The sequence below is a fragment of the Roseicyclus sp. genome (assembly GCF_965662675.1).
GTDB lineage: Bacteria > Pseudomonadota > Alphaproteobacteria > Rhodobacterales > Rhodobacteraceae > Roseicyclus.
This window is the reverse complement of the sequence record NZ_CBFIIK010000006.1, coordinates 1-20744: the sequence shown is the minus strand read 5'-3', so window position 1 is coordinate 20744 and position 20744 is coordinate 1. Positions and strand designations below refer to the sequence as shown.

At 60.2% G+C, this 20744-nt stretch carries 20 protein-coding genes; 11 read left to right on the top strand and 9 right to left on the bottom strand.

What is annotated here, in order from left to right:
* The first annotated feature begins 51 nt into the window (after positions 1-51).
* From ACTG4J_RS02540 to ACTG4J_RS02515, 6 genes are read left to right on the top strand one after another with little or no spacing between them, the layout of a single operon-like run.
* Positions 52-573 (top strand): TRAP transporter small permease, encoded by a 522-nt coding sequence (locus ACTG4J_RS02540; protein ID WP_439136923.1) that lies wholly within the window; start codon positions 52-54, stop codon positions 571-573.
* Positions 570-1853 (top strand): TRAP transporter large permease, encoded by a 1284-nt coding sequence (locus ACTG4J_RS02535; protein WP_439136922.1) that lies wholly within the window; start codon positions 570-572, stop codon positions 1851-1853. Before ACTG4J_RS02540 ends, ACTG4J_RS02535 begins: the two co-directional genes overlap by 4 nt.
* Positions 1853-2737 (top strand): L-threonate dehydrogenase, encoded by an 885-nt coding sequence (gene ltnD, locus ACTG4J_RS02530; RefSeq protein WP_439136921.1) that lies wholly within the window; start codon positions 1853-1855, stop codon positions 2735-2737. The genes ACTG4J_RS02535 and ltnD overlap by 1 nt, the downstream gene beginning before the upstream one ends.
* Complete coding sequence (gene otnK, locus ACTG4J_RS02525) at positions 2737-3975, top strand: 3-oxo-tetronate kinase (RefSeq protein ID WP_439136971.1); 1239 nt, start codon at positions 2737-2739, stop codon at positions 3973-3975. The genes ltnD and otnK overlap by 1 nt, the downstream gene beginning before the upstream one ends.
* The gene (gene otnC, locus ACTG4J_RS02520; RefSeq protein ID WP_439136920.1) at positions 3972-4619 is read left to right on the top strand and encodes a 3-oxo-tetronate 4-phosphate decarboxylase; all 648 of its coding nucleotides are present in this window, start codon (positions 3972-3974) and stop codon (positions 4617-4619) included. Before otnK ends, otnC begins: the two co-directional genes overlap by 4 nt.
* Entirely contained in the window at positions 4616-5380 is a 765-nt protein-coding gene (locus tag ACTG4J_RS02515) for a hydroxypyruvate isomerase family protein (protein ID WP_439136919.1), read from the top strand. The genes otnC and ACTG4J_RS02515 overlap by 4 nt, the downstream gene beginning before the upstream one ends.
* A 277-nt stretch (positions 5381-5657) precedes the next feature.
* Here the strand turns inward: ACTG4J_RS02515 and ACTG4J_RS02510 are convergent, their stop codons facing one another.
* From ACTG4J_RS02510 to ACTG4J_RS02485, 6 genes are all read right to left on the bottom strand, one after another.
* Positions 5658-6278, bottom strand: a complete 621-nt coding sequence (locus tag ACTG4J_RS02510) for a 2-dehydro-3-deoxy-6-phosphogalactonate aldolase (protein WP_439136970.1) — start codon at positions 6276-6278, stop codon at positions 5658-5660.
* Positions 6275-7171, bottom strand: coding sequence for a 2-dehydro-3-deoxygalactonokinase (locus ACTG4J_RS02505; RefSeq protein ID WP_439136918.1), 897 nt, complete (start codon positions 7169-7171; stop codon positions 6275-6277). Before ACTG4J_RS02505 ends, ACTG4J_RS02510 begins: the two co-directional genes overlap by 4 nt.
* 241 nt (positions 7172-7412) lie before the next feature.
* On the bottom strand, positions 7413-8300 hold the full coding sequence (locus ACTG4J_RS02500) for a DMT family transporter (RefSeq protein WP_439136917.1): 888 nt from the start codon (positions 8298-8300) through the stop codon (positions 7413-7415).
* Between the two features lie 68 nt (positions 8301-8368).
* Positions 8369-9376 carry a TRAP transporter substrate-binding protein gene (locus tag ACTG4J_RS02495; protein ID WP_439136916.1) on the bottom strand — a complete coding sequence of 336 codons (1008 nt, stop codon included), beginning with the start codon at positions 9374-9376 and terminating at the stop codon, positions 8369-8371.
* A 38-nt stretch (positions 9377-9414) separates the two neighbouring features.
* Positions 9415-10692, bottom strand: a complete 1278-nt coding sequence (locus ACTG4J_RS02490) for a TRAP transporter large permease (protein ID WP_439136915.1) — start codon at positions 10690-10692, stop codon at positions 9415-9417.
* Positions 10692-11195, bottom strand: a complete 504-nt coding sequence (locus tag ACTG4J_RS02485) for a TRAP transporter small permease (RefSeq protein WP_439136969.1) — start codon at positions 11193-11195, stop codon at positions 10692-10694. The genes ACTG4J_RS02490 and ACTG4J_RS02485 overlap by 1 nt, the downstream gene beginning before the upstream one ends.
* 133 nt (positions 11196-11328) lie before the next feature.
* Between ACTG4J_RS02485 and ACTG4J_RS02480 the strand changes: the two genes are divergently transcribed.
* Together ACTG4J_RS02480 and ACTG4J_RS02475 are read left to right on the top strand one after the other, a co-directional pair.
* Positions 11329-12381 (top strand): LacI family DNA-binding transcriptional regulator, encoded by a 1053-nt coding sequence (locus tag ACTG4J_RS02480; RefSeq protein WP_439136914.1) that lies wholly within the window; start codon positions 11329-11331, stop codon positions 12379-12381.
* A 42-nt stretch (positions 12382-12423) separates the two neighbouring features.
* The gene (locus tag ACTG4J_RS02475; RefSeq protein WP_439136913.1) at positions 12424-14205 is read left to right on the top strand and encodes an IlvD/Edd family dehydratase; all 1782 of its coding nucleotides are present in this window, start codon (positions 12424-12426) and stop codon (positions 14203-14205) included.
* Between the two features lie 269 nt (positions 14206-14474).
* Here ACTG4J_RS02475 and ACTG4J_RS02470 read toward each other — a convergent pair whose 3' ends face one another.
* Both ACTG4J_RS02470 and denD read right to left on the bottom strand, forming a co-directional pair.
* Positions 14475-15359 (bottom strand): NAD(P)-dependent oxidoreductase, encoded by an 885-nt coding sequence (locus ACTG4J_RS02470; RefSeq protein WP_439136912.1) that lies wholly within the window; start codon positions 15357-15359, stop codon positions 14475-14477.
* Positions 15356-16327: a D-erythronate dehydrogenase gene (gene denD / locus ACTG4J_RS02465; protein WP_439136968.1), complete on the bottom strand. Its 972-nt coding sequence runs from the start codon at positions 16325-16327 to the stop codon at positions 15356-15358. Before denD ends, ACTG4J_RS02470 begins: the two co-directional genes overlap by 4 nt.
* A 122-nt stretch (positions 16328-16449) precedes the next feature.
* Here denD and ACTG4J_RS02460 point away from each other — a divergent pair, with 122 nt between their 5' ends.
* The 3 genes from ACTG4J_RS02460 to ACTG4J_RS02450 are packed head-to-tail and all read left to right on the top strand — an operon-like array spanning position 16450 to position 19869.
* Positions 16450-17904, top strand: coding sequence for an FAD-binding oxidoreductase (locus ACTG4J_RS02460; protein WP_439136911.1), 1455 nt, complete (start codon positions 16450-16452; stop codon positions 17902-17904).
* Positions 17901-18617, top strand: coding sequence for a FadR/GntR family transcriptional regulator (locus ACTG4J_RS02455; RefSeq protein ID WP_439136910.1), 717 nt, complete (start codon positions 17901-17903; stop codon positions 18615-18617). Before ACTG4J_RS02460 ends, ACTG4J_RS02455 begins: the two co-directional genes overlap by 4 nt.
* A 46-nt stretch (positions 18618-18663) precedes the next feature.
* Positions 18664-19869, top strand: a complete 1206-nt coding sequence (locus ACTG4J_RS02450; RefSeq protein WP_439136909.1) for a mandelate racemase/muconate lactonizing enzyme family protein — start codon at positions 18664-18666, stop codon at positions 19867-19869.
* A gap of 333 nt (positions 19870-20202) precedes the next feature.
* Here ACTG4J_RS02450 and ACTG4J_RS02445 read toward each other — a convergent pair.
* On the bottom strand, positions 20203-20744 hold a 542-nt coding region (locus ACTG4J_RS02445; RefSeq protein WP_439136908.1), incomplete at its 5' end, for an acyl-CoA dehydrogenase family protein.

Genomic DNA, 20744 nt, shown 5'->3' with positions numbered 1-20744 from the left:
AAGCCGGTCGGCCCTTGGGCCGGCCGGTTCACCATTTTGATCGGAGGGGGCATGCGGATGTTCTTGCGTTTCGAAGCGATGACGACCCGCATCGCGCTATGGGCAGCGATCATCTTTTTGCTGATCGCGGCAGGGCTTGCCATATACCAAGTGACAACGCGATTTGCCTTTGGGCGTCCGTCGACATGGTCGGAGGTCATCACCCGCTCTGCAATGATGTGGTCGGTCTTTCTCGGCGTGGCCCCGGCCTTTCGCGAAGGCACGATGATTGCGCTGGAATTCATCCAGACTGCACTGCCCCGCAAGCTGGGGCTGGCGCTTTACATGTTCGCGATGGTCATGACCGTGCTGTTTTTCGCGATCTTGTTTTGGCAAGGTTGGTCGATGGTCGAGCGTGTCTCAGGCCAGACATTGGCTGCGCTGCAAATCTCCATCGCTTGGGTTTATGCCGCGCTCCCTGTCGGATCGGTCTTTATCATCATCGCCGTTCTGGGCTGCATGGTCCGTGCGGCAGGTGGCGATTGGCCCCGCACCCATGCCGATGACGCGGCGCGCGTGGAGGCACAGCAATGAACACCGCGCTGGCCCTATCGCTGGGGATATTCTTCTTGCTGGGTGTTCCGATTGCCGTTGCCATCGGACTGGCCTCGGTCATCGGCATCGAAGCACATGGGCGGCTGCCGATGCTATTGGTGGCCCAGCGCATGTTCACGGGGCTCGACAGCTTTCCGCTGATGGCCATTCCGCTGTTCATTCTGGCGGGCAATCTGATGTCGGTGGGCGGCATCTCGAAACGCTTGGTCGATCTGGCCAAATCCATCGTGGGCGGCGTGCAAGGCGGGTTGGCGGCAACTTGCGTTCTGACCTGCATGATGTTCGCCTCTGTCTCGGGCTCATCTGTGGCCACGACCTTCGCCATCGGCGCGATCTTGATCCCGGCCATGGTCAAGCATGGCTACCCCAAGCCTATGGCCGCATCTGTTCAGGCATCATCGGCGGAACTGGGCGTCTTGATCCCGCCATCGATCCCGCTGATCCTTTATGGTGTTGCCACGGATACATCCATCGGACAGCTTTTTCTCGCGGGGCTCGGACCAGGTTTGTTGGTGGCAGCCGCGCTGATGGCGCTGGTGCTGATCTTGTGCCGGGTGCGTGGCATCGGCGCACAAGACGGGGATGATCGCCCAAGCGTCGGCCCCGCACTTTTCGCGGCCCTGCCTGCGCTGATGGTGCCTGTGGTGATCTTGGGCGGCATTTATGCAGGCGTGTTCACGCCGACCGAAGCCAGCGCCGCCGCCGTGGTGGTGGCCGTATTGGTTGGCATGGTGTTCTATCGCGAACTCAAACCGCGCGACCTTCCCGAAGTGCTGACAAAGACCGTGCTGGCCACATCGGCGATCATGATCATCATCTCGGCTGCGGCGCTGTTTTCCTTCCTTGTAACGCGCTCGGGCTTGCCCAATGACATCGCGGCCCTCATCCGCGAGGTGATCGAGACGCGCTTCATGTTCCTCTTGGCGGTCAATATCCTTCTTTTGATCGTCGGCATGTTCATCGAGACATCGGCGGCGATCCTCGTGCTCGCCCCCATCTTGACCCCGATAGCCATCGCCTATGGCGTCGACCCGGTGCATTTCGGTCTGATCATGGTGCTCAACCTTGCGCTTGGGATGATCACGCCACCCTTGGGGGTAAACCTTTTCGCGGCCTGTTCTGTCGCGGGCATCCCGGTCGAGCGGATCATTCCGCAGCTTTTGTGGTTCGTCATCACGGTCTTTGCCACGCTCATGATTGTAACCTATGTCCCCGCAGTGTCACTGTGGCCGATGCAAACAATCATGGGAACGAGATGATGATCGCACATTTCGCTGGGCTTGGCTCGATGGGGTTGGGCATGGCGCTATCTTGCCTGCGTGCAGGCATCGCGGTGCATGGCTTTGACCCGTCGGCCGAGCGTGTCGCGGCGCTATGTGCGGCAGGCGGGCAAGCGCTTGACCAAACAAGCCCCGCGGCCCAGATCGCAGTCTCGGTCGTCTTGAATGCCGATCAGACACGCACAGCGCTTTTTGGCCCCGAGGGGCTGGCCAAGCGGCTGGCAACGGGTGGCGTCATCATCAGCTGCGCCACCGTCCCCCCCGCTTTCGCCCGCGAGATGGAGGCCGAGGCGTGCGCCCTTGGCCTGCACTATCTCGATGCGCCGATCTCGGGCGGGTCGGTCAAGGCGGCGGCGGGCAAGCTGTCGATCATGGCCTCGGGCAGCGCGGATGCCTTTGCCGCGGCGCGCCCCGCGCTCGATGCGATGGCCACGACGGTGTTCGAACTGGGCGATCAGGCAGGCGCGGGTTCGGCCATGAAGGCGGTCAACCAGATGCTTGCCGGCGTGCATATCGCCGCGATGGCCGAGGCGATGACCTTCGGCATGACCCAAGGCATCACGCCCGACAGCTTTCTGCGGGTCATCAGCCAATGCGCCGGCACAAGCTGGATGCTGGAGAACCGCGCACCCCATATCGTGGCGGGCGATTACACCCCCCATAGTCAGGTCAATATCTGGCCAAAGGATCTGGGCATCGTGTTGGATATCGCGCGTGATGCGGGCTTTACAGCGCCGATCACGGCGGCCGCGCTGGCACAGTATCTTGCCGCCGCCGAAATGGGCCTTGGCCGTGAAGATGATGCCGCCGTGGCCAAGGTCTATGCCCGCGCTGCGGGTCTGACCCTGCCCGGAGAGGCATGATGCGTCTGGGCTGTATCGGCGATGATTTCACCGGATCGAGCGATCTGGCCAATACGCTGGCCAAGGGCGGCATGCGCGTTGTTCAATACTGCAGCATCCCTGATCATCCGGCCGCGCGTGATGTCGATGCCGGGGTGGTCGCTCTCAAGACCCGCTCGATTGCGCCCGCCGATGCGGTGGCCCAATCATTGGCGGCGCTGGAATGGTTGCGCGCGCAAGGCTGCGAGCAGATCTTTTTCAAATATTGCTCGACCTTCGACAGCACGCCTGATGGCAATATCGGCCCCGTGGCCGATGCGCTGGCCGAGGTGCTGGATGCCCACAAGGTGATCGTCTGCCCCGCCTTTCCCGGCGCCGGGCGGTCGATCTATCAAGGGCACCTTTTCGTCATGGACCGCCTGTTGAACGAAAGCGGCATGCAGAACCATCCGCTGACGCCGATGCTTGACGCCGATATCCGCCGCTGGCTGGCACCGCAAACGCGCCATTCAGTCGGACATATCGGGGCGATGGATGTTTTTGCCGGGCCTGACCGGATCGCAGAAGGACTGGCCGCACAGCACGCAGCCGGCAACCGGCTGATCGTGGTCGATGCGATCCGCGATGCCGATCTGATGGCCATCGGGGCGGCGGCGCGTGGTCTTCCTCTCATTACGGGCGGATCGGGTGTGGCGTTGGGTCTGCCCGGGAATTTCGGCTGCGTGCCCGCACCCGTGCCATGGCAAGGCCAACCGGGCCGCGCCGCGATCCTGTCAGGCTCGTGTTCCACGGCGACCCGCGCGCAGGTCGCCCATCACACCGCCCACAACCCCGCGCGCGAGATCGTGGCGGCCGATGTGATCGAGGGGCGGATCAGCGCGGCCGAGATCGCGGCTTGGCTTTTGGCCCAAGAGGGGCTGCCCTTGGCCTATAGCTCGGCCGACCCGGCCGAGGTCGCGCGCGTGCAAGACCGCTTTGGCCGCGACGTCGCCGCGACGGCCATCGAAGATCTTTTTGCCGAGGTGGCGCGCCGCCTTGTAGCGGGTGGCGTGACGCGGTTGATCACGGCGGGCGGCGAAACCTCGGGCGCGGTGGTTGAAGGCTTGGGGCTGACAGACCTTGAAATCGGTCCCGAGATCGACCCCGGCGTGCCGGCGCTGCGCGCGCGGTCCGATCTGGTGGTGGCGCTGAAATCGGGTAACTTCGGGGCTAAGGATTTCTTTGAGAAGGCAGACCGCCTGATGGCAGGGGCAGCATGAGAGAGACCGACCTGCGCGACCAGATCTGTGATCTGGCACGGTCGCTGTTCGACCGCGGGCTGACCCACGGCAGCACCGGCAACATCTCGGCCCGGACCGAGGATGGCGGGCTTTTGGTCTCGCCCACAGGCACCAGTTTCGGGCGTCTCGATCCCGCGCGGCTCAGCCGGTTCGATGCCGCCGGGCAATTGGTGGGGGGCGATCCGCCGACCAAGGAAATGCCCCTGCATAGCGCCTTTTACGACACGCGCAGCTCGGCGGGCGCGGTGGTACATCTGCATTCGTGCCATTCCGTCGCGCTGTCGATGATGCCCGATGTGGATGCCGATGATTTCCTGCCGCCGCTGACACCTTACGCCATCATGAAGCTGGGACGGGTCAAGCTTTTGCCGTTCTTCCTGCCCGGCGATCCGGCGATGGGGGAAGCGGTGCGGGGTCTTGCCGGCAAACGCAGTGCCGTGATGCTGGCCAATCACGGCCCGGTCGTTGCGGCAAAGGATGTCGAAGCCGCCTGTGCCGCCATCGAAGAGCTTGAGGCCACCGCGCGGCTGGCGCTGATCTTGCGCGGCACCGATGCACGCATGCTCGACGCAGGGCAGCTACGCGCAGTCGTCACCACTTTTGATGTGGAGTGGGATGGATGACGCGGTTTTCGGCCAATCTCGGCTTTCTGTGGACCGACCGCGCGCTTCCCGATGCGATCCGCGCGGCCCATACGGCAGGCTTCGACGCGGTCGAGTGCCATTGGCCCTATGACATCGCCACAGGCGATGTCGCCGCTGCCTTGACCGAGACCGGCCTTGCGATGCTTGGCCTCAACACCCGGCGCGGCGATGTGGCTACGGGCGAAAACGGGCTTGCCGCCCTGCCCGGTCGTGAGGATGAGGCGCGCGCGGCCATTGATGAGGCGCTGGATTATGCTACGGCCATCGGCGCGGGCGCCGTGCATGTGATGGCGGGCAAGGCCGAAGGTGAAAGGGCGCATCGCACCTTTCTCGACAATTTGCACTATGCCTGCACCCATGCGGCGCGCAGGGGGCAGATGATCTTGATCGAACCGCTCAACCCGCATGATGCGCCGGGCTATTTTCTGAACACCACCGCGCAGGCCGCCGCGTTGATCGCGCAGATCGATAGCCCCGCGTTGAGGCTTATGTTCGATTGCTATCATGTCGGTCGGACCGAAGGCGATGTGATCGCACGGCTGCGCGCGCTTTGGCCCATCATCGGCCATATCCAATTTGCCGCTGTCCCAGACAGGGGCGCGCCCGATCACGGCGATCTGGATTATCGCGCGATCTTTGCCGAGATCGCGGCCCATGCTTGGGACAAACCCCTTGGCGCGGAATATCGGCCGATAGGCAAGACCGAGGACAGCCTTGGCTGGATGGCGGAGTTTGGGTAGCTCATGGGAAAAACCTTGCTGTTTTTCCATCGCACCAAAACGCTCTGCCATAGGTCGCACCGCTCTGGAAAAGCTGATTTCCAATTTCGCCAACGTCCGTTCGTCGGACTTTTGTCTGGATCGCATCTAAGGGCGGCGCTTACCAGATTGTGTTGCCTTCGCCGTGCGCCCGTCGAACAGCTGGTGTGAATAGCTGAAACGCGACCGGGCCATGCGATCTTGGCCAAGCCTTGTCCAAGCTGTCGTCATGTGAAGTGCGTGACCCTATGGCCTCGTTTCACGTTAGCTCACCGTCTGAGGCCAGCGCATCCCAAGCGGCGACGATGCGCTTGGCCCTAGCTGAAACTTCGCTTGGGCTCAGCCCCGGCTTGTACAGCATGGTGCCAATGCCGAAGCCGGTTGTGCCTGCGGCTGCCCAGATCTTGAAATCATCTGCAACCACACCGCCCACCGCATAAACTTCGGTTGCGGGCGGCAAGACAGCGCGTATTGCCCGGACACCGTCAGGGCCAATCAGTGAAGCCGGGAAAAGCTTGAGCCCAGACGCCCCCGCCCTGAGGGCGCAAAAGGCTTCGGTCGGGGTAAAGACACCGGGAAAGCTCAACATTCCGGCCGCGCGGGTGGCCGCGATAACATCGGGATTGCAGTTTGGCGACACGACGATCTGTCCCCCGATGGACGCCAGACGGGTCACCTCTGCAACCTCAAGCACCGTGCCTGCACCGATTTGCGCTTGGTGACCAAAAGCATCTTGCATGATCGCGATACTGTCCCAAGGCATGGGGGAATTCAGCGGCACCTCGATGCGGCCAATACCCGCCGCGATCAGCGCGCGGGTCACGCTCAATGCCTCGGGCGGGGTGATGCCACGAAGGATGGCAATCAACGGGCGCATCAGCTTCCCTCCGATTGTGCAAGCCGCCGCGCCATGCCCAGACCCGCCAATGTCAATTCCGGTGCAGGCGCGATTTCGACCGATACCCCAATATGGGCAAGCCCAGCGCGATAGTGTCTTGTCAGTTTGGGATCGCCGATCACGGCGACGGGCTGGCCCAACCAATAGGGCTTTGCCACTGCCAATTCCGCCCCGATCAACAGCCCGGAAAGACGCGCCCGCGCATGCGCGCGGTCCAGATCATTCAAGAGCGTTTCGGCCCGGATCGAAAACAGCCGCGCCATCAATCGGTCTGGGCGATCGAAGCCCAGATCGACACCGGCCAAGAAGGCGGCATCATCCCACCCCTCGACGCAATGGCGCAGGACCGACGCCTTTGACAAAAGGTCAAAGATTTCGCCAGTCATGAAGGTCTGGAAACTGATGACCTCACCCGCGCTGAGGATCACCCATTTGCTATGCGTTCCCGGCAAACAGATCGCACCGTCCCAGCCGGGTCTTTGCGCCAGAAACCCCGCAACTTGCGTTTCTTCGCCCCGCATCACATCGGCGGGTTTGTCTTGTTTCAGACCGGGGGCGATCCATACCTGCAACCGCGGATCTTGTGTGAGAACGGCGGTCAATTCAGTGGCCAATGGGGCGCACGGAATCGTCCGATAAGGTGTTTCGTGCCAGCCTTGGCGGCTTCCGACCATGCCGCAGGCAAAGGCCGGTGTCACGTGACCCTCCGTTAGCCAACTATCAATGAGCGCGAGCAAAGCGGGTTCGAAATCGGCTGCGGACAATGTGACCATTCCGTCTTCGGACTCGGCTTCTCGTACCACGCGGTCTGCAACCAAACCCCAGACCCGCAATCGCGAGCTTCCCCAATCAATCGCAATCCAATCAAGGCTCATTCGATCTTTCCCAAGCGGCAACAGCGCTGCGGCATCACGCTATCGCTTGGGCGCAGGCGGCAAAAGAGCGCGCGGAATGTTTTGATGGCAGACTGGCATGAAGGAGCGTCGGATCGACCCGGCACCCCGACCGCAGGTAAGCGGCAAAACGCTGTAGGCTTTGGCCGCTGTGTGCCCGCGAATGGGTATGCCACGAAGAACACCTGAAGCATTGCGTATGCGCGTCCCTTTTTATTCCGGTTCAGCTTTTGTGAGGTCGCGTCAATTTCGGGCGTGATTGTTTGTCGGACATGACCAGCAACAGCCCCCCAAGAACAATGATAGCAGCCCCCACCAACATGGTTGTCCGTGGAATATCGTCGAAAAAGATCCAACCCAGAATGATCGCCCAAAGCAAAAGCGTGTATTGCAACGGGGCAAGCAGGCCCGCATCGGCCAGCTTCAGCGCCCTGTTGACACAAAGATGCGCCCCCATCGCCACCACGCCCACCAATGCAAGCAAAGCCCAATCCAAGGAGCTGGGCATGATCCAACCCACCGGCGCTGCGACAAAGCCCGCAAGCCCCGCCCCAATCAATTGCCAAAATACGAGTGCAATATCCGGCGTCTCGCGCAGATGACGCCCCGTGATCAGCATGAGCGCGAAGCAAAAAGAACCGAGGACAGCGATAAGGCCCGCAATCCCAAACCCTTGTCCGGTCGGCTCGAGCGCGATGATCACCCCGACAAATCCCAGCAAAATGGCCGCCCAGCGCAGCATTCCGACAGTTTCGCGCAAGAAGATCGGGGCGAGCAGGGCCACATAGATCGGCGCGGCGAGCCAGAACGTCATGGTGTCCGCAAGCGGCATGTAACGCACGGCAAAATAAAAGCAGAACACTTCTGCCGTCGAAAAACATACGCGTGCGAACTGCACCTTGGGTCGTTCAAGCCGGATCAGGTTACGCCACCCGAATGCGAAAACGAACGGCAAGAGGATGCACAAGGCCCCGAGGCTGCGGATCAATAGAACCTGACCAACGGAATAGCTGGCAACCAGCCATTTTCCGAGTGCGTCATTGGCTGTGAACAGGAACATTCCCAAAAGCATCATAGCCATCCCCAGCGTCGTGGGGGAAATGCGAAACATCGAGTATATCCTGTCCGGAGGAAAAAGAGCGACTGCGGACGATGATACGTCCGCAGTCGCGGTGCAACTCAGTTACCGCGCAATGTGTTCAGCTCGCTCTGCATGCGTTCGACCACATCGGTTCCGATGGTGGGTGCATGTTTGGCATAGACGCCTTGAACAGCTTCGCGGATACGCTCCATTTCAGCGGTGCTGATCTCGCTGAACTGCATCCCGGCCGCCTGAACATTTGCCAGTGATACGCCCGACAAAGCGCGGCTGACGCTGCGCTGCTCATCACGCCCGACAGCCGCACAATCGCGCAGCATTTGCTGTTCGACATCGGAATAGCTGTTGAAGATGGGCCCCGAGAACAGGGCCAGGAACGGCGTATAGGCGTGCTGAGTGGCCGAAAGGTAGCCCTGAACCTCGTAGAATTTCGAGGTGTCGATCGTGACATAGGGGTTTTCCTGGGCGTCGATCGCACGCGTTTCAAGAGCGGTGAACACCTCGCCGAATGCCATCGGCGTTGCATTGGTGCCGAGTGCCTGGAAGGTGTCCAGGAAGATGTTGTTCTGCATCACGCGCACGCGCAGCCCTGCGAAATCCTCCAGCGATTGCACCGGACGGACCGAGTTCGTGAGGTTGCGGAACCCGTTTTCCCAATAGGCGAGGTTCACAAGGCCGGCGGCCTCGAGCTTTTCGTTCATGAAATCGCCAAAACCGCCGTCGAGAATCGCATCCGCCTCTTCGGCATTGGCGAACAGGAAGGGCAGATCGAAAACGCCAAGCGCGGGCTCGATCCCGACAAGCGGCGAGGACGAGGTGATGACCATTTCCTGCGTGCCCGAGCGAAGTGCCTGTGTCGCTGTCAGGTCATCGCCCAATGCCGACGACCAAAATGCGTTCACCGTCCACGCACCGCCGGATTTCTCCTGAATACAGGCACTCATCGCTGCAACGCCGTTGCCGACAGGATGGGTTTCTGCAACGCCGTTGGAGAGCGTGATTGTTCGTGTGCTGATATCAGCCAGCGCAGGCATGCCTAGTCCAGCTGCAAGAATGGTCGTGAGGGTCATCTTTGCTACGGTTTTCATGGTTTTTCTCCTCCCATGGTGAAAACACGATATTGTTCTCAGCGCAGCCATTGCAGCGGCACCAGCACAATTTCGGGAAATGCGATCAGCACGAACAGGACGCAAACTTGGGCCGCCAAGAAGGGCAAGACGCCCCAAATCACCTGGCCTAGTGGCACGCGTGCGACGCCGCTGACGACATTCAGCACAACTCCGACCGGCGGGGTCAACAAGCCCACACAGGTGGTCATCACGAAAATTATCCCAAAATAGACCGGATCGATCCCGGCTGCGTGGATGACCGGCATCAGCACCGGCACCAAGATCAGAATGGTCGGCGCAAGATCGAGGACTGTGCCCACAACAAGCACCAAAAGGACGATCACCAGCATCAGAAGCTTGGGATTTTCGATAACCGGCGCAAGGAAACGCGTGATTTCAGCAGGAATATTGGCGCGCGTGATCAGCCAAGATGTCACAAGTGCAGCCGCGACGAGGAACAAGACGATCGAAGTGGTTTTTGCCGCGTTCAGAAGGACATGATAAAGATCGGAAATCTTGAGTTCCCGATAGATGAACATGCCGACGAAAAGCGCATAGACCGCTGCGATTACCGCGGCTTCGGTTGGCGTGAAGATACCAAAGCGTATGCCACCAAGAATGATAACCGGCATCACCAAGGCCCAGCCGGCCTTGACCGTCGCCAGCAATCGCTCTTTCCCGCTGCATTTTGGCAAAGGCTTTACGTTTTCGCGCCGCGCCACGATCAACCAAGCAACGATCAAGGAAATCGCCATCATCAGGCCGGGGACGATCCCTCCCATGAACAGCGCAGTGATCGACACATTCGCCGCAACACCGAAAATGATGAAGGCGATGGATGGCGGAATGACCGGGGCGATCACGCCGCCCGCCGCCATCAAGCCCGCCGCGCGCGGCACGTTATAGCCTGCCTCGCGCATCATCGGGATCAAGATCGCCGCCAAAGCTGCTGAATCCGCGGCGGCCGAGCCGGATAAGGAGGCCATGACGACAGCGGCAATCACCGCCACGATCCCCAGTCCGCCGCGGATGTGCCCGACGCATGCGACCGCGAAATTGACGATCCGCTTGGAAAGACCGCCCGCATTCATCAATTCGCCGGCCAACAAGAAGAAGGGAATGGCCAGCAGCGTGAATGAATTCGCGCCGGTAACCATTTGCTGGCTGATGATCTGAGGGTTGAACAGCCCCATCCACGACATCAAGACCACGGCGCACAGCATCAGGGCATAGGCCACGGGGATGCCGATGGCCAATCCCAGAAAAAGCGTGCCGAGGAAAATCAACAGAACCATCAGTGTCGGTCCGTCATGTCGAATTCACCCGTGAAGCGGGCCATTTCCGTTGGTGAGACGCGGCCGACGAGGGCCCGGATGAGACGGACAAATGCGATCAGGGCCATTGCCCCTCCCGTCACATAGGTGATTCCGTAAACCCAGATCATCGACAGACCCACAACCGGGGCGGTCATGCTGGCGTTGATGTCGTGCTGTAGCCATGTGCCCCAAAACAACACCGTGGCGCAGATCAAGATCACGAGATTGGTCAAGCCAATGCAGATACGCCGCCCTACAGGCCCGAGCATGCGCACGAAGGTTTCCACCCCGACATGGTTGTGTTCGCGGAAGGCGAGTATCGAGCCGATGAAGGTTAGCCAGACGAAGAAGTAGCGCGACATTTCCTCGGAAAAATTCCAGCCGCTGTTGAAGCTGTAACGCAATACAACATTGCCGAAGACCATGATGGTCATGCCCGCCAAAAGGCCGACAAGAGCCAATTCAGCCAAACGTACGAACACCGCCTCCAAGCGTGCCAGCACGTGCATCCCCCCTGTCGTTGTTCCGTCGCGACCTTGTGCGATCTGACAATTCTATTGCAGTTGGGTAAATGAAAACGTATATCATTGTCAAATCTGAAATTCAAATGAGCCCATGCATCAAGCATCTATGCCTGCGAATAGTTATAAAAAACAAGCGGTTAAACTTTCAGATGTTGCCGCATCGGCTAATGTTAGCGTTGTAACTGTTTCACGCGCAATGCGGAGCCCCGAACTGGTATCCCCCGCGACTCTCAGCAAGGTGCAAAAGGCCGTGGCAACCCTTGGTTACGTGCCCAATCCGGCCGCCCAAGCACTGGCTTCGGCGCGTTCACGGATCTTGGGTGTGGTGATCCCTTCGCTGACCAACCAGATCTTCGCGGATCTGGTGCGCGGCGTGATGGATGGGCTGGAGAACAGCGGATATACCCCGCAATTCGTCAACACCCGCTATCAGCTTACCGGAGAAGAGGAGTTGCTGCGCATCTTCGCGACACAGCGCCCCGCGGGTGTGATCGTCTCGGGGATAGATCAGTCCGATCGCGCGCGACAGGTACTTCAGCAGATGGGTTGCCCTGTCGTGCAGGTGATGGAAACCAGCCCGGACCCGATCGACATGATCATCGGCTGCGATCAGCGCGATGCGGGCCGCGCTGCGGTGCGCCATCTGATCGAACAGGGATATCGCCGCATCGGATTTTTGGGCGCGCTCATGGACCCGCGCGCCCAGCGGCGACTTGCGGGCTATCGCGATGTCGTGTCCGCCGCTGGGCTGAACGATGATGCGCGCCTCATCATGACATCGCCCCAGCCGACATCCTATTCTATGGGCGGACAGCTGATGTCCGACCTTTTGGCGCAATGTCCCGATGTCGATGCGGTCTTTTGCAACAATGACGATGTGGCGCTGGGCGCATTATTCGAATGCCAACGTCGCGGAATTTCGGTACCGGCACGGATGGGGATCGTCGGCTTCAACGATCTTGATGTCGCGGCATGTTCGGTGCCCACGCTCACATCGGTGCGCACGCATCGATATCAGACCGGTTTGCAGGCGGTTCAAATGATCCTGGCCCAGCTGGAAAATCTGCCCGATCACCCCCGCAATGTGGATGCCGGCTATCAATTGATGCCACGCCAAAGCACACAGCGGATGATCGCCCTGTGACGACCCTGACAATATTCGCAACGCTAGCCCAATAGGACAGCCATGACCGATACCCGCGCACGCCGGAAATACCGCTCTCAGGAATGGTTCGACAATCCCAACAATCCGGGAATGACGGCGCTCTATATCGAGCGCTACCTCAACCAAGAATACACGCGCGGTGAATTGCAAGGTGAGCGGCCAGTGATCGGCATCGCGCAGACCGGCAGCGATTTGGCTCCTTGCAACAAGATCCACGTGTTCTTGATGGACCGGATCAAGGCCGGCATCCGGGATGCGGGCGGCGTCCCAATGGAATTCCCGGTGCATCCGATCCAGGAAACCGGCAAACGGCCGACCGCCGCGCTGGATCGAAACCTTGCCTATCTGTCCTTGGTCGAGGTTTTGCATGGCTATCCGATTGATGGCGTTGTGCTGACGACGGGCTGTGACAAGACCACCCCGGCCATGTTGATGGGAGCGGCGACTGTTGATTTGCCCGCGATCGCGTTGAATGGTGGGCCGATGCTGGATGGCTGGTGGCAGGGAAAACGCGCCGGATCAGGTACGATCGTCTGGGAAAGCCGCCGCCTGCTGAGCGAGGGCAAGATCGCCTATGAGGAATTCATGGAGCGTGTCTGTGCCAGCGCGCCCAGCCTTGGCCATTGCAACACGATGGGAACGGCCAGCACGATGAATGCGATGGCCGAAGCCTTGGGCATGACCCTATCCGGGTGTTCGGCCATTCCGGCCCCCTTCCGCGAACGCATGAATATGGCCTACGAAACCGGGCGTCGCATCGTTGCCATGGTGGAAGAGGATCTGAAGCCTTCGGATATCTTGACGCGCCAAGCCTTTGAGAACGCGATTATCGTGAATTCCGCGATCGGTGGATCAACCAACGCGCCACCGCATTTGCAAGCCATCGCACGCCATGCGGGTGTCGAGCTTGATGTGACTGACTGGCAGCGGCACGGTTTTGACATTCCGCTCTTGGTCAACATGCAGCCTGCTGGCATCTATTTGGGCGAAAGCTTTTTTCGCGCCGGCGGTGTGCCTGCAGTGATGGGTGAGTTGCTCAAGGCCGGATTGCTGCACAAGGATGTAGTCACCGCCACCGGGGCGAGCATGGCCGAGAACCTCGCCGGATGGGAAAGCCGCGACAAGGATGTGATCCGCCCCGTGTCCGATCCGTTGCGCCAAAAGGCCGGCTTCTTGGTACTGTCGGGAAATCTTTTCGAAAGCGCCTTGATGAAGACTTCGGTGATATCGCAGGATTTCCGGGCCAGATTCCTGTCGACACCCGGTCAGGAGGGCGTTTTTGAGGCCCGCGCGGTGGTTTTTGAGGGTCCGGAGGACTATCACGACCGGATCAATGACGAAACTCTGGGGATCGACACCGAGACAATCTTGTTTATCCGCAACGTCGGTTGTGTTGGGTATCCGGGCTCGGCCGAGGTGGTGAATATGCAGCCACCCGACGCGCTGATCCGTGCGGGTGTCAACCATATGCCTACAGTCGGTGATGGTCGCCAATCGGGAACGTCGGAAAGCCCCTCGATTCTCAACGCGTCGCCAGAGGCCGTCGTGGGTGGCGGGCTTGCGCTGCTCAAGACGGGCGACCGCGTCCGGCTGGATCTGAATGCCTGTCGCATGGATGCGCTGGTCGATGCCGCTGAGTGGGCAGCCCGCCGTGCGGCTTGGACCCCGCCGACCTTGCACAACCAGACACCGTGGCAGGAGATTTATCGCAACAATGTCGGGCAATTGGCCGATGGTGGCTGCCTCGAACTTGCGACCAGCTATCAGCGCATCCGCCACGACCTGCCGCGCGACAACCACTGAACCGCAATAGGCAAGCAACGCAATCTTGGCCCGTCAGGGCAGCAGCCGGGGCGCGCTTGGCGTCCCGGCAATAGCTCATTTTCGGAACCATGCGGCAAGCGCCGCGAAAGCGATCGGCCCTTTTGTGCGCCTGTTTGACAGATCCACCGCGCGTGATGAGGGCGCGCGCTCGTCAGGGTGATGTCGTTTCCTGAATGGGCTGAGGTCATAATCAGGCGTGCAGGGAGCGTTGCCGCCCTGCACAGTTCGCATCGGGAAAGGGTCTTGGATCAGCCGCGTTTCAGGTGGTCGTTGACGTCCTCGAGATGCAACAGCAAACCGCTGTGATCGACGTTGCCATTTCCATTGGCCACGAAATCGGCGAACGCCTGATGCACCGTTTCCGTCTGCGGCAAGCTCAGCCCATGTGTGCGGGCCAGATCAATCACCGAATTAAGATCCTTGAGATGCAGGCTGGAAGGGCCACCCGGCATGAAGTCGCGCGCGATCATGCGCGCACCATGCAGATCGAGAATGCGGCTCTCGGCAAAGCCGCCGCGAATGGCCTGACGAAACTGCTCGCGATCAGCACCTCCGGCATCAACAAGGATCATGGCCTCGGCCAGTGCCGCGATCGTGATGGCAACGATCTGCTGATTGGCTAGCTTGCACACCTGTCCCGCGCCCGATGGACCCACATGTGTCACGCGCCCCAAGGGGGCGAAAACAGGCGCAAGATCAGCGATGATCTCGGCCGGGCCGCCCGCCATCAGGGCCAACGTCCCGGCTTGGGCACCGGCGACGCCGCCGGAAACGGGGCTGTCGATATAAACTACGCCCTTTTCAGCCAATCGCGCGGCATGATCGCGGGCATGATCGGGTGAAATCGAGGACGTATCGACAACCACAGCACCGGGGGCCAAGGCCTCTGCCACGCCTTGCGCGAAAAGCACATCCGAAACGGCAGGCCCATCTGACAACATGGTAAAGACAACCCGCGCCTCGGACACGGCCAGCGCGGGGCTATGGGCGAGGCTTGCGCCGTCGACCACTAGCGCCTTCGCCTTGGCCAGATCGCGGTTCCAAACGCAGGTGGGCAATCCGGCACCAAGCAAGCGACGCACCATCGGTGCGCCCATCAAGCCGGTGCCGAGAAAAGCGATCTGCATTGTCATACCTGCCCTGCCAATTCATCTTCGATGTGGACGCGAATGATGTCGTCAAAGCTAGTTTCAGCTGAAAACCCCAAGGCGCTGGCGCGGCTGGCATCGAAGCCGGTCGGCCATCCTTCGCACATGCGGGTGATCATGTCGTTGGGTTCGCGCCGGATCAGCCCCACTGCTTTTTCTCCCGCGACCCGGCGCAGGGCTTCGATCTGTTCGGCGACCGTGGCGCTCAGCCCGGGCATCGACAGGTTGCGCCGCGCCCCCAAAGGCGACAAATCCATTGACGCCGCACGCATCATGAACCCGACCGCCGACCGGGGCGATGCATGCCAATGCCGGATTGTGTCCGGCACCGGCAAGACGGCCGGTTGCCCGACAAGCGGTTCCCGCAAGATATTCGAGAAAAAGCCTGATGCCGCCTTGTTCGGGGCGCCGGGGCGGATGCAGATCGTCGGCAAACGGATGCCGATTGCATCCAGAAAGCCCCGCCGCGAGTAGTCGGACAAAAGCAATTCGCAAATCGCTTTTTGTGTGCCGTAGCTTGTCAGTGGTGTCGTGTGGAAATCATCCGGGATCGGATGGGGAAATGGCGCACCCACGACCGCGATAGAAGAGGCAAAGACAACGCGCGGAAAATACCCCTCGGTCTGGTGGGCGATGCGAATAGCCTCGAGCAAGGCCCGGGTGGCATCAAGGTTGATGCGGTAGCCTTTTTCGAAATCTTGCTCGGCCTCGCCCGAGACGATCGCAGCAAGATGAAAAACGACATCGGGGCGCGTTGCAATCAACTGTGTCGCGGTATTTGGATCTTCGAGATCGGCCACGATGCACGACACGGTGCCATCGAAACCGCTGGGCTTGGGCGGTGCGACGACATCGGCCAGTGTCATGCGGGTAATAGTCTTGTTTGAAACCGCACCCTCGGCAACCAATTTGGCTGTCAATTTCCGCCCTATCATCCCGGCGGCACCCGTCATCAGAACATGCATCACCCTCTCCCCGCGTTTGCGCTTTGCTTAACCCTTGTGTGGCCAAGAATTTGTATGATAACCAGACATATGAGACATGCAAGTGACAGTATTTTGCACATCTCGCCCGCATGACGACGAGCGCCCAAAAGATGGACCACGATCCGACGCTTATTGAGCTTTGCGCAGCGCTTGGCCCCGAAATGGCCCAAGACCTTTTGCTGACCGGCCCCGAGATCGACGCCTATTGCCGCGATTGGCACGGCGATGTGCAAACCGGGGCCATCGCGGTGCTACGGCCGCGCGACAGGGAACAGGTCGCCGCATGTCTGCGCGCGGCCGCGAGTTTGGGGCTGGGCGTTGTGCCACAGGGCGGGCGAACGGGCCTTGCCTTGGGCGCGGTGCCTGATGCCCCCGCAAGACAGCTTGTGCTCAGCCTCGAACGAATGAACCGCATCCGCCGGATCGACGCTGATGATTTCACCGCCGAAGTGGAAGCCGGTGCCGTTTTGCAGTCCATCAAGGATCAATTGGCAGATGCCGGTTTGTTCTTTCCACTGGCCTTGGGCGCGCAGGGCAGTTGCCAGCTTGGTGGTAATTTGTCGACCAATGCAGGCGGTGTGAATGTGCTGCGTTATGGCATGACGCGGGATCTGGTGCTGGGGCTAGAGGTGGTTTTGCCCGATGGGCAGATCCTCGACCTGCTGTCACGCCTGCGCAAGGATAACCGGGGCATCGACCTAAAGCAGCTTTTTATCGGGGCCGAGGGTACATTGGGCGTGATCACGGCAGCGACGCTCAAGCTTTCGCCGCTGCCCGAACAGAATGTGACGGCGCTTGTGGCGCTGGACCGTTTGGAAGACGCGATCACACTGTTCCGTCACGCGCGCCGGCAATGCTGTGATTTATTGTCAGCGTTCGAATTCATGCCACCGCTTGCCTTCACACTGGCACGCGAGGCGATGCCGGATCTCGCCACGGCGATGGACGAAACGGCGCCAGCCTATGTGCTGATGGAATTGTCCGGCTCGGGTTTGGTGGATGTGGCCACATTGATGGAGCGGTTTATCGAATTGGCCTTTGTCGAGGGCTTGGTGCGCGATGGTGTCGTCGCCCAGTCGCAAGCACAGGCCAAGACCTTGTGGAGCGTGCGCGAAGGCATGAATGACGGCCAAGCCAAGCGCGGGCGGCATCTGCGCACTGATCTGTCGGTGCCCTTGTCGGCGATGGCCGATTTCGTCGCTGAGGCCGAAGCCGCGGTGACTGCTGCCCTGCCCGGTGCGGTTTGCGTGTCATACGGGCATGTGGGCGATGGCAACGTCCATCTGAACGTCCTTCCCGCCGTCGGGCGCGACGCCGAAGAACAGATTGGACAGGCCAAAAAGGTCATCCACGATGTGTTATATCGGTTTGGAGGTTCGATCAGCGCGGAACATGGGATCGGGCGGCTCAAGCGGGAGGATTTCGAGAAAGAGCTTTCGCAACCGAAACGGGCCATCTTGGAGAATATCAAGCGCGCGATCGACCCGGGCCTTGTGATGAACCCGAATTGCCAGATCTCCTTCACCGATCAGCCCGCTTCATGAGCGGCCCGCCCCCCGCATTCGACCGCAACACGCAGCTTTCGACGCGGATTGCGGCGCATCTTCTGGCACAGATCGAGGCCGATGGGCTCGTTGCTGGATCACGTTTGCCGACCGAGGCACAGCTGTCGCGCGATTTCGGTGTCAGTCGTACGGTCATCCGCGAGGCGATTGCGCAGCTGCGCAACGAAGGGCTGGTGCATACCCGGCAGGGCGCGGGTGCCTTCGTGGCCGACCCGTCAGCGCGACCCATTCGACTGGATAAGGCGCAAGATATGGATAGGCATGCCTTCGCGCATCTCTACCAGCTGCGCGCACCACTCGAGATCGAAGCCGCCGGTTTGGCTGCGCAACACCGCCGTGCGGTGGACATGACCCGGCTGACGGCATCGATGGCGTTGTTTGAGGCATCCGATCTCACCGCCGACGCATCCGTCACCGCAGATCTGGAGTTTCACCGCGTTTTGGCCGAGGCGACCCAAAACCCCTATTTCGTTCAATTCTTGACGGTAATTTCCGACCGGATCGCCCATGTCATTCTGACGGCGCGTGCCGGCGTTCCGCTTGATCGGCTGCATGAGCAAACGCGCCGCGAACATGCCGCGATCCACGATGCTATCGCCGCGAAAGATCCCAGCGCTGCCCGCACCGCGATGCGCGCCCATCTCGTAGGTGGCGCGAGGCGCGTCGGTTTGCGGCTGGATTCTTCGGATTAAAGGCCAGTGGGGACAGTTGTCTGAGCAGGGAAAAGGCAGGCACAGGATGAAAATCACCGCAATCGAAACGATCCGCATTTCGGAACGACCCAATCTTCTTTGGATTCAGGTTCACACGGATGAGGGTATCACGGGGCTGGGCGAGACCTTTTTCGGGGCCATGACCGTCGAGGCGCACATCCACGAATGGATCGCCCCCCGCGTGATCGGGCGTGATCCATTACAGATTGACGCATTGGCAGCTGATCTTGTCGGCTATCTGGGCATACGATCCGCCGGTGCGGAAACGCGGGGCAATTCCGCCTTCGACATCGCGCTTTGGGATATCTTCGGTAAAGCCACTGGTCAGCCCATTGCACAGCTTTTGGGTGGTTTCACCCGACCATCCATCCGAACATACAACACCTGCGCCGGGCTCGATTATATCAAGACCGCCGAAGGGCAGAAGGTCGGCAACTGGGGTCGCGATGCGCAAACGCATGACTACGACGACCTCAACGGTTTTCTTCATCGCGCCGATGAATTGGCCCTCTCCTTGTTGGATGATGGCATTACCGCGATGAAGATCTGGCCCTTTGACATTGCCGCCGAGAAAACGCGGGGGCACAGCATTTCATCCGAGGATCTGAAGACCGCGCTGCGGCCATTCGAGAAAATCCGAAATGCCGTCGGTGACCGCATGGACATCATGGTGGAGTTTCATTCGCTATGGCAGCTTTTGCCGGCAATGCACATCGCGCGGGCGCTCGAACCCTTCAACACCTATTGGCACGAAGATCCCATCCGGATGGACAGTCTGTCGAGCCTGCGGCGTTACGCAGAGGCATCCGTCGCGCCCATTTGCGCCTCGGAAACATTATCCACGCGGTGGGGGTTTCGTGATCTGCTGGAAACGGGCGTCGCGGGCGTGATCATGCTGGACCTCAGTTGGTGCGGCGGCTTGTCGGAGGCACGCAAGATCGCCTCTATGGCTGAAGCATGGCATCTGCCCGTTGCGCCGCATGATTGCACCGGCCCCGTGGTATTGACCGCATCGACCCATCTATCGCTGAACGCACCAAACGCCCTGATCCAAGAAAGCGTCCGCGCCTTTTACCGCACATGGTATCGAGATCTGGTCACCGCCTTGCCCGAAGTCATCAACGGCCAAATAACGGTGCCCCCCGGCGCCGGCCTCGGTCTTGAGCTGCACCCGGAACTGGACCGCGCACACACGACAACGCGCCGTGTCACCGTAAGTAGCGATGTGTGAAATGGACCATGTCCAGAACCCGCCCTACATTAAGGTGTCTGCACTGTGATGCAGCAGGTGACGAGACATATGTCGCGCGCCCCAAGATCTTGATTGAGGAAGGCAAAAGACGCCGGTCAATGCCCGCTCGTCGTATGTATTACATGGGGGATTTGGTTGCGGGGGTGCGCAACCGCTGCTGTCGGACCAGCATATGGTGTTGACCAGCAAACTATTTGCCTAGAACGCGCTCCCTTTGATCTTGTTCAGCTCTACTTATGGTCAGACGAAGTAGCGTTTGCAAAGCATAACGTGTTCGTCTGACCTGATGAATTCGATTGAGCAGGGTATACTTCAGAAAAAGGCCTGCAACCCTGTCTGTGCCCGGCCAAGGATCAGCGCATGGACATCGTGTGTTCCCTCGTAGGTATTGACAGTTTCGAGGTTCACCATGTGACGCATGACGGGGAAGCTATCGGAAATGCCGTTGCCGCCATGCATGTCACGCGCCATGCGCGCGATGTCGAGCGCTTTGCCACAGTTGTTTCGCTTGAGCAGGCTGATCATTTCCGGCGCCGCACGGCCCATATCCATCAACCTTCCCACACGCAAAACGGCCTGCAGGCCAAGGGTAATCTCGGTTTGCATATCGGCCAGTTTCTTCTGGAAGAGCTGCGTTTGCGCCAAGGGGCGGTCGAACTGTTTCCGATCGAGGCCGTATTGACGCGCCGCATGCCAGCAGGCCTCCGCCGCGCCCATTACACCCCAGCCAATGCCATAGCGGGCCCGATTTAAACATCCAAACGGCCCTTTAAGGCCCTGAACGCCGGGTAACAGCGCATCCTCGGAAACCTCGACATTTTCCATTACGATCTCGCCGGTCACGCTTGCCCGAA

Coding starts and splice junctions, on each gene's coding strand:
- ACTG4J_RS02490 (WP_439136915.1), bottom strand. CDS start 10,692: ATGGTTCTGTTGATTTTCCTCGGCACGCTTTTTCTGGGATTGGCCATC.
- otnK (WP_439136971.1), top strand. CDS start 2,737: ATGCGTCTGGGCTGTATCGGCGATGATTTCACCGGATCGAGCGATCTG.
- ltnD (WP_439136921.1), top strand. CDS start 1,853: ATGATCGCACATTTCGCTGGGCTTGGCTCGATGGGGTTGGGCATGGCG.
- ACTG4J_RS02480 (WP_439136914.1), top strand. CDS start 11,329: ATGCATCAAGCATCTATGCCTGCGAATAGTTATAAAAAACAAGCGGTT.
- ACTG4J_RS02515 (WP_439136919.1), top strand. CDS start 4,616: ATGACGCGGTTTTCGGCCAATCTCGGCTTTCTGTGGACCGACCGCGCG.
- ACTG4J_RS02495 (WP_439136916.1), bottom strand. CDS start 9,376: ATGAAAACCGTAGCAAAGATGACCCTCACGACCATTCTTGCAGCTGGA.
- ACTG4J_RS02470 (WP_439136912.1), bottom strand. CDS start 15,359: ATGACAATGCAGATCGCTTTTCTCGGCACCGGCTTGATGGGCGCACCG.
- ACTG4J_RS02455 (WP_439136910.1), top strand. CDS start 17,901: ATGAGCGGCCCGCCCCCCGCATTCGACCGCAACACGCAGCTTTCGACG.
- denD (WP_439136968.1), bottom strand. CDS start 16,327: ATGACGGGTGCCGCCGGGATGATAGGGCGGAAATTGACAGCCAAATTG.
- ACTG4J_RS02450 (WP_439136909.1), top strand. CDS start 18,664: ATGAAAATCACCGCAATCGAAACGATCCGCATTTCGGAACGACCCAAT.
- ACTG4J_RS02500 (WP_439136917.1), bottom strand. CDS start 8,300: ATGTTTCGCATTTCCCCCACGACGCTGGGGATGGCTATGATGCTTTTG.
- ACTG4J_RS02540 (WP_439136923.1), top strand. CDS start 52: ATGCGGATGTTCTTGCGTTTCGAAGCGATGACGACCCGCATCGCGCTA.
- ACTG4J_RS02505 (WP_439136918.1), bottom strand. CDS start 7,171: ATGAGCCTTGATTGGATTGCGATTGATTGGGGAAGCTCGCGATTGCGG.
- otnC (WP_439136920.1), top strand. CDS start 3,972: ATGAGAGAGACCGACCTGCGCGACCAGATCTGTGATCTGGCACGGTCG.
- ACTG4J_RS02475 (WP_439136913.1), top strand. CDS start 12,424: ATGACCGATACCCGCGCACGCCGGAAATACCGCTCTCAGGAATGGTTC.
- ACTG4J_RS02460 (WP_439136911.1), top strand. CDS start 16,450: ATGACGACGAGCGCCCAAAAGATGGACCACGATCCGACGCTTATTGAG.
- ACTG4J_RS02535 (WP_439136922.1), top strand. CDS start 570: ATGAACACCGCGCTGGCCCTATCGCTGGGGATATTCTTCTTGCTGGGT.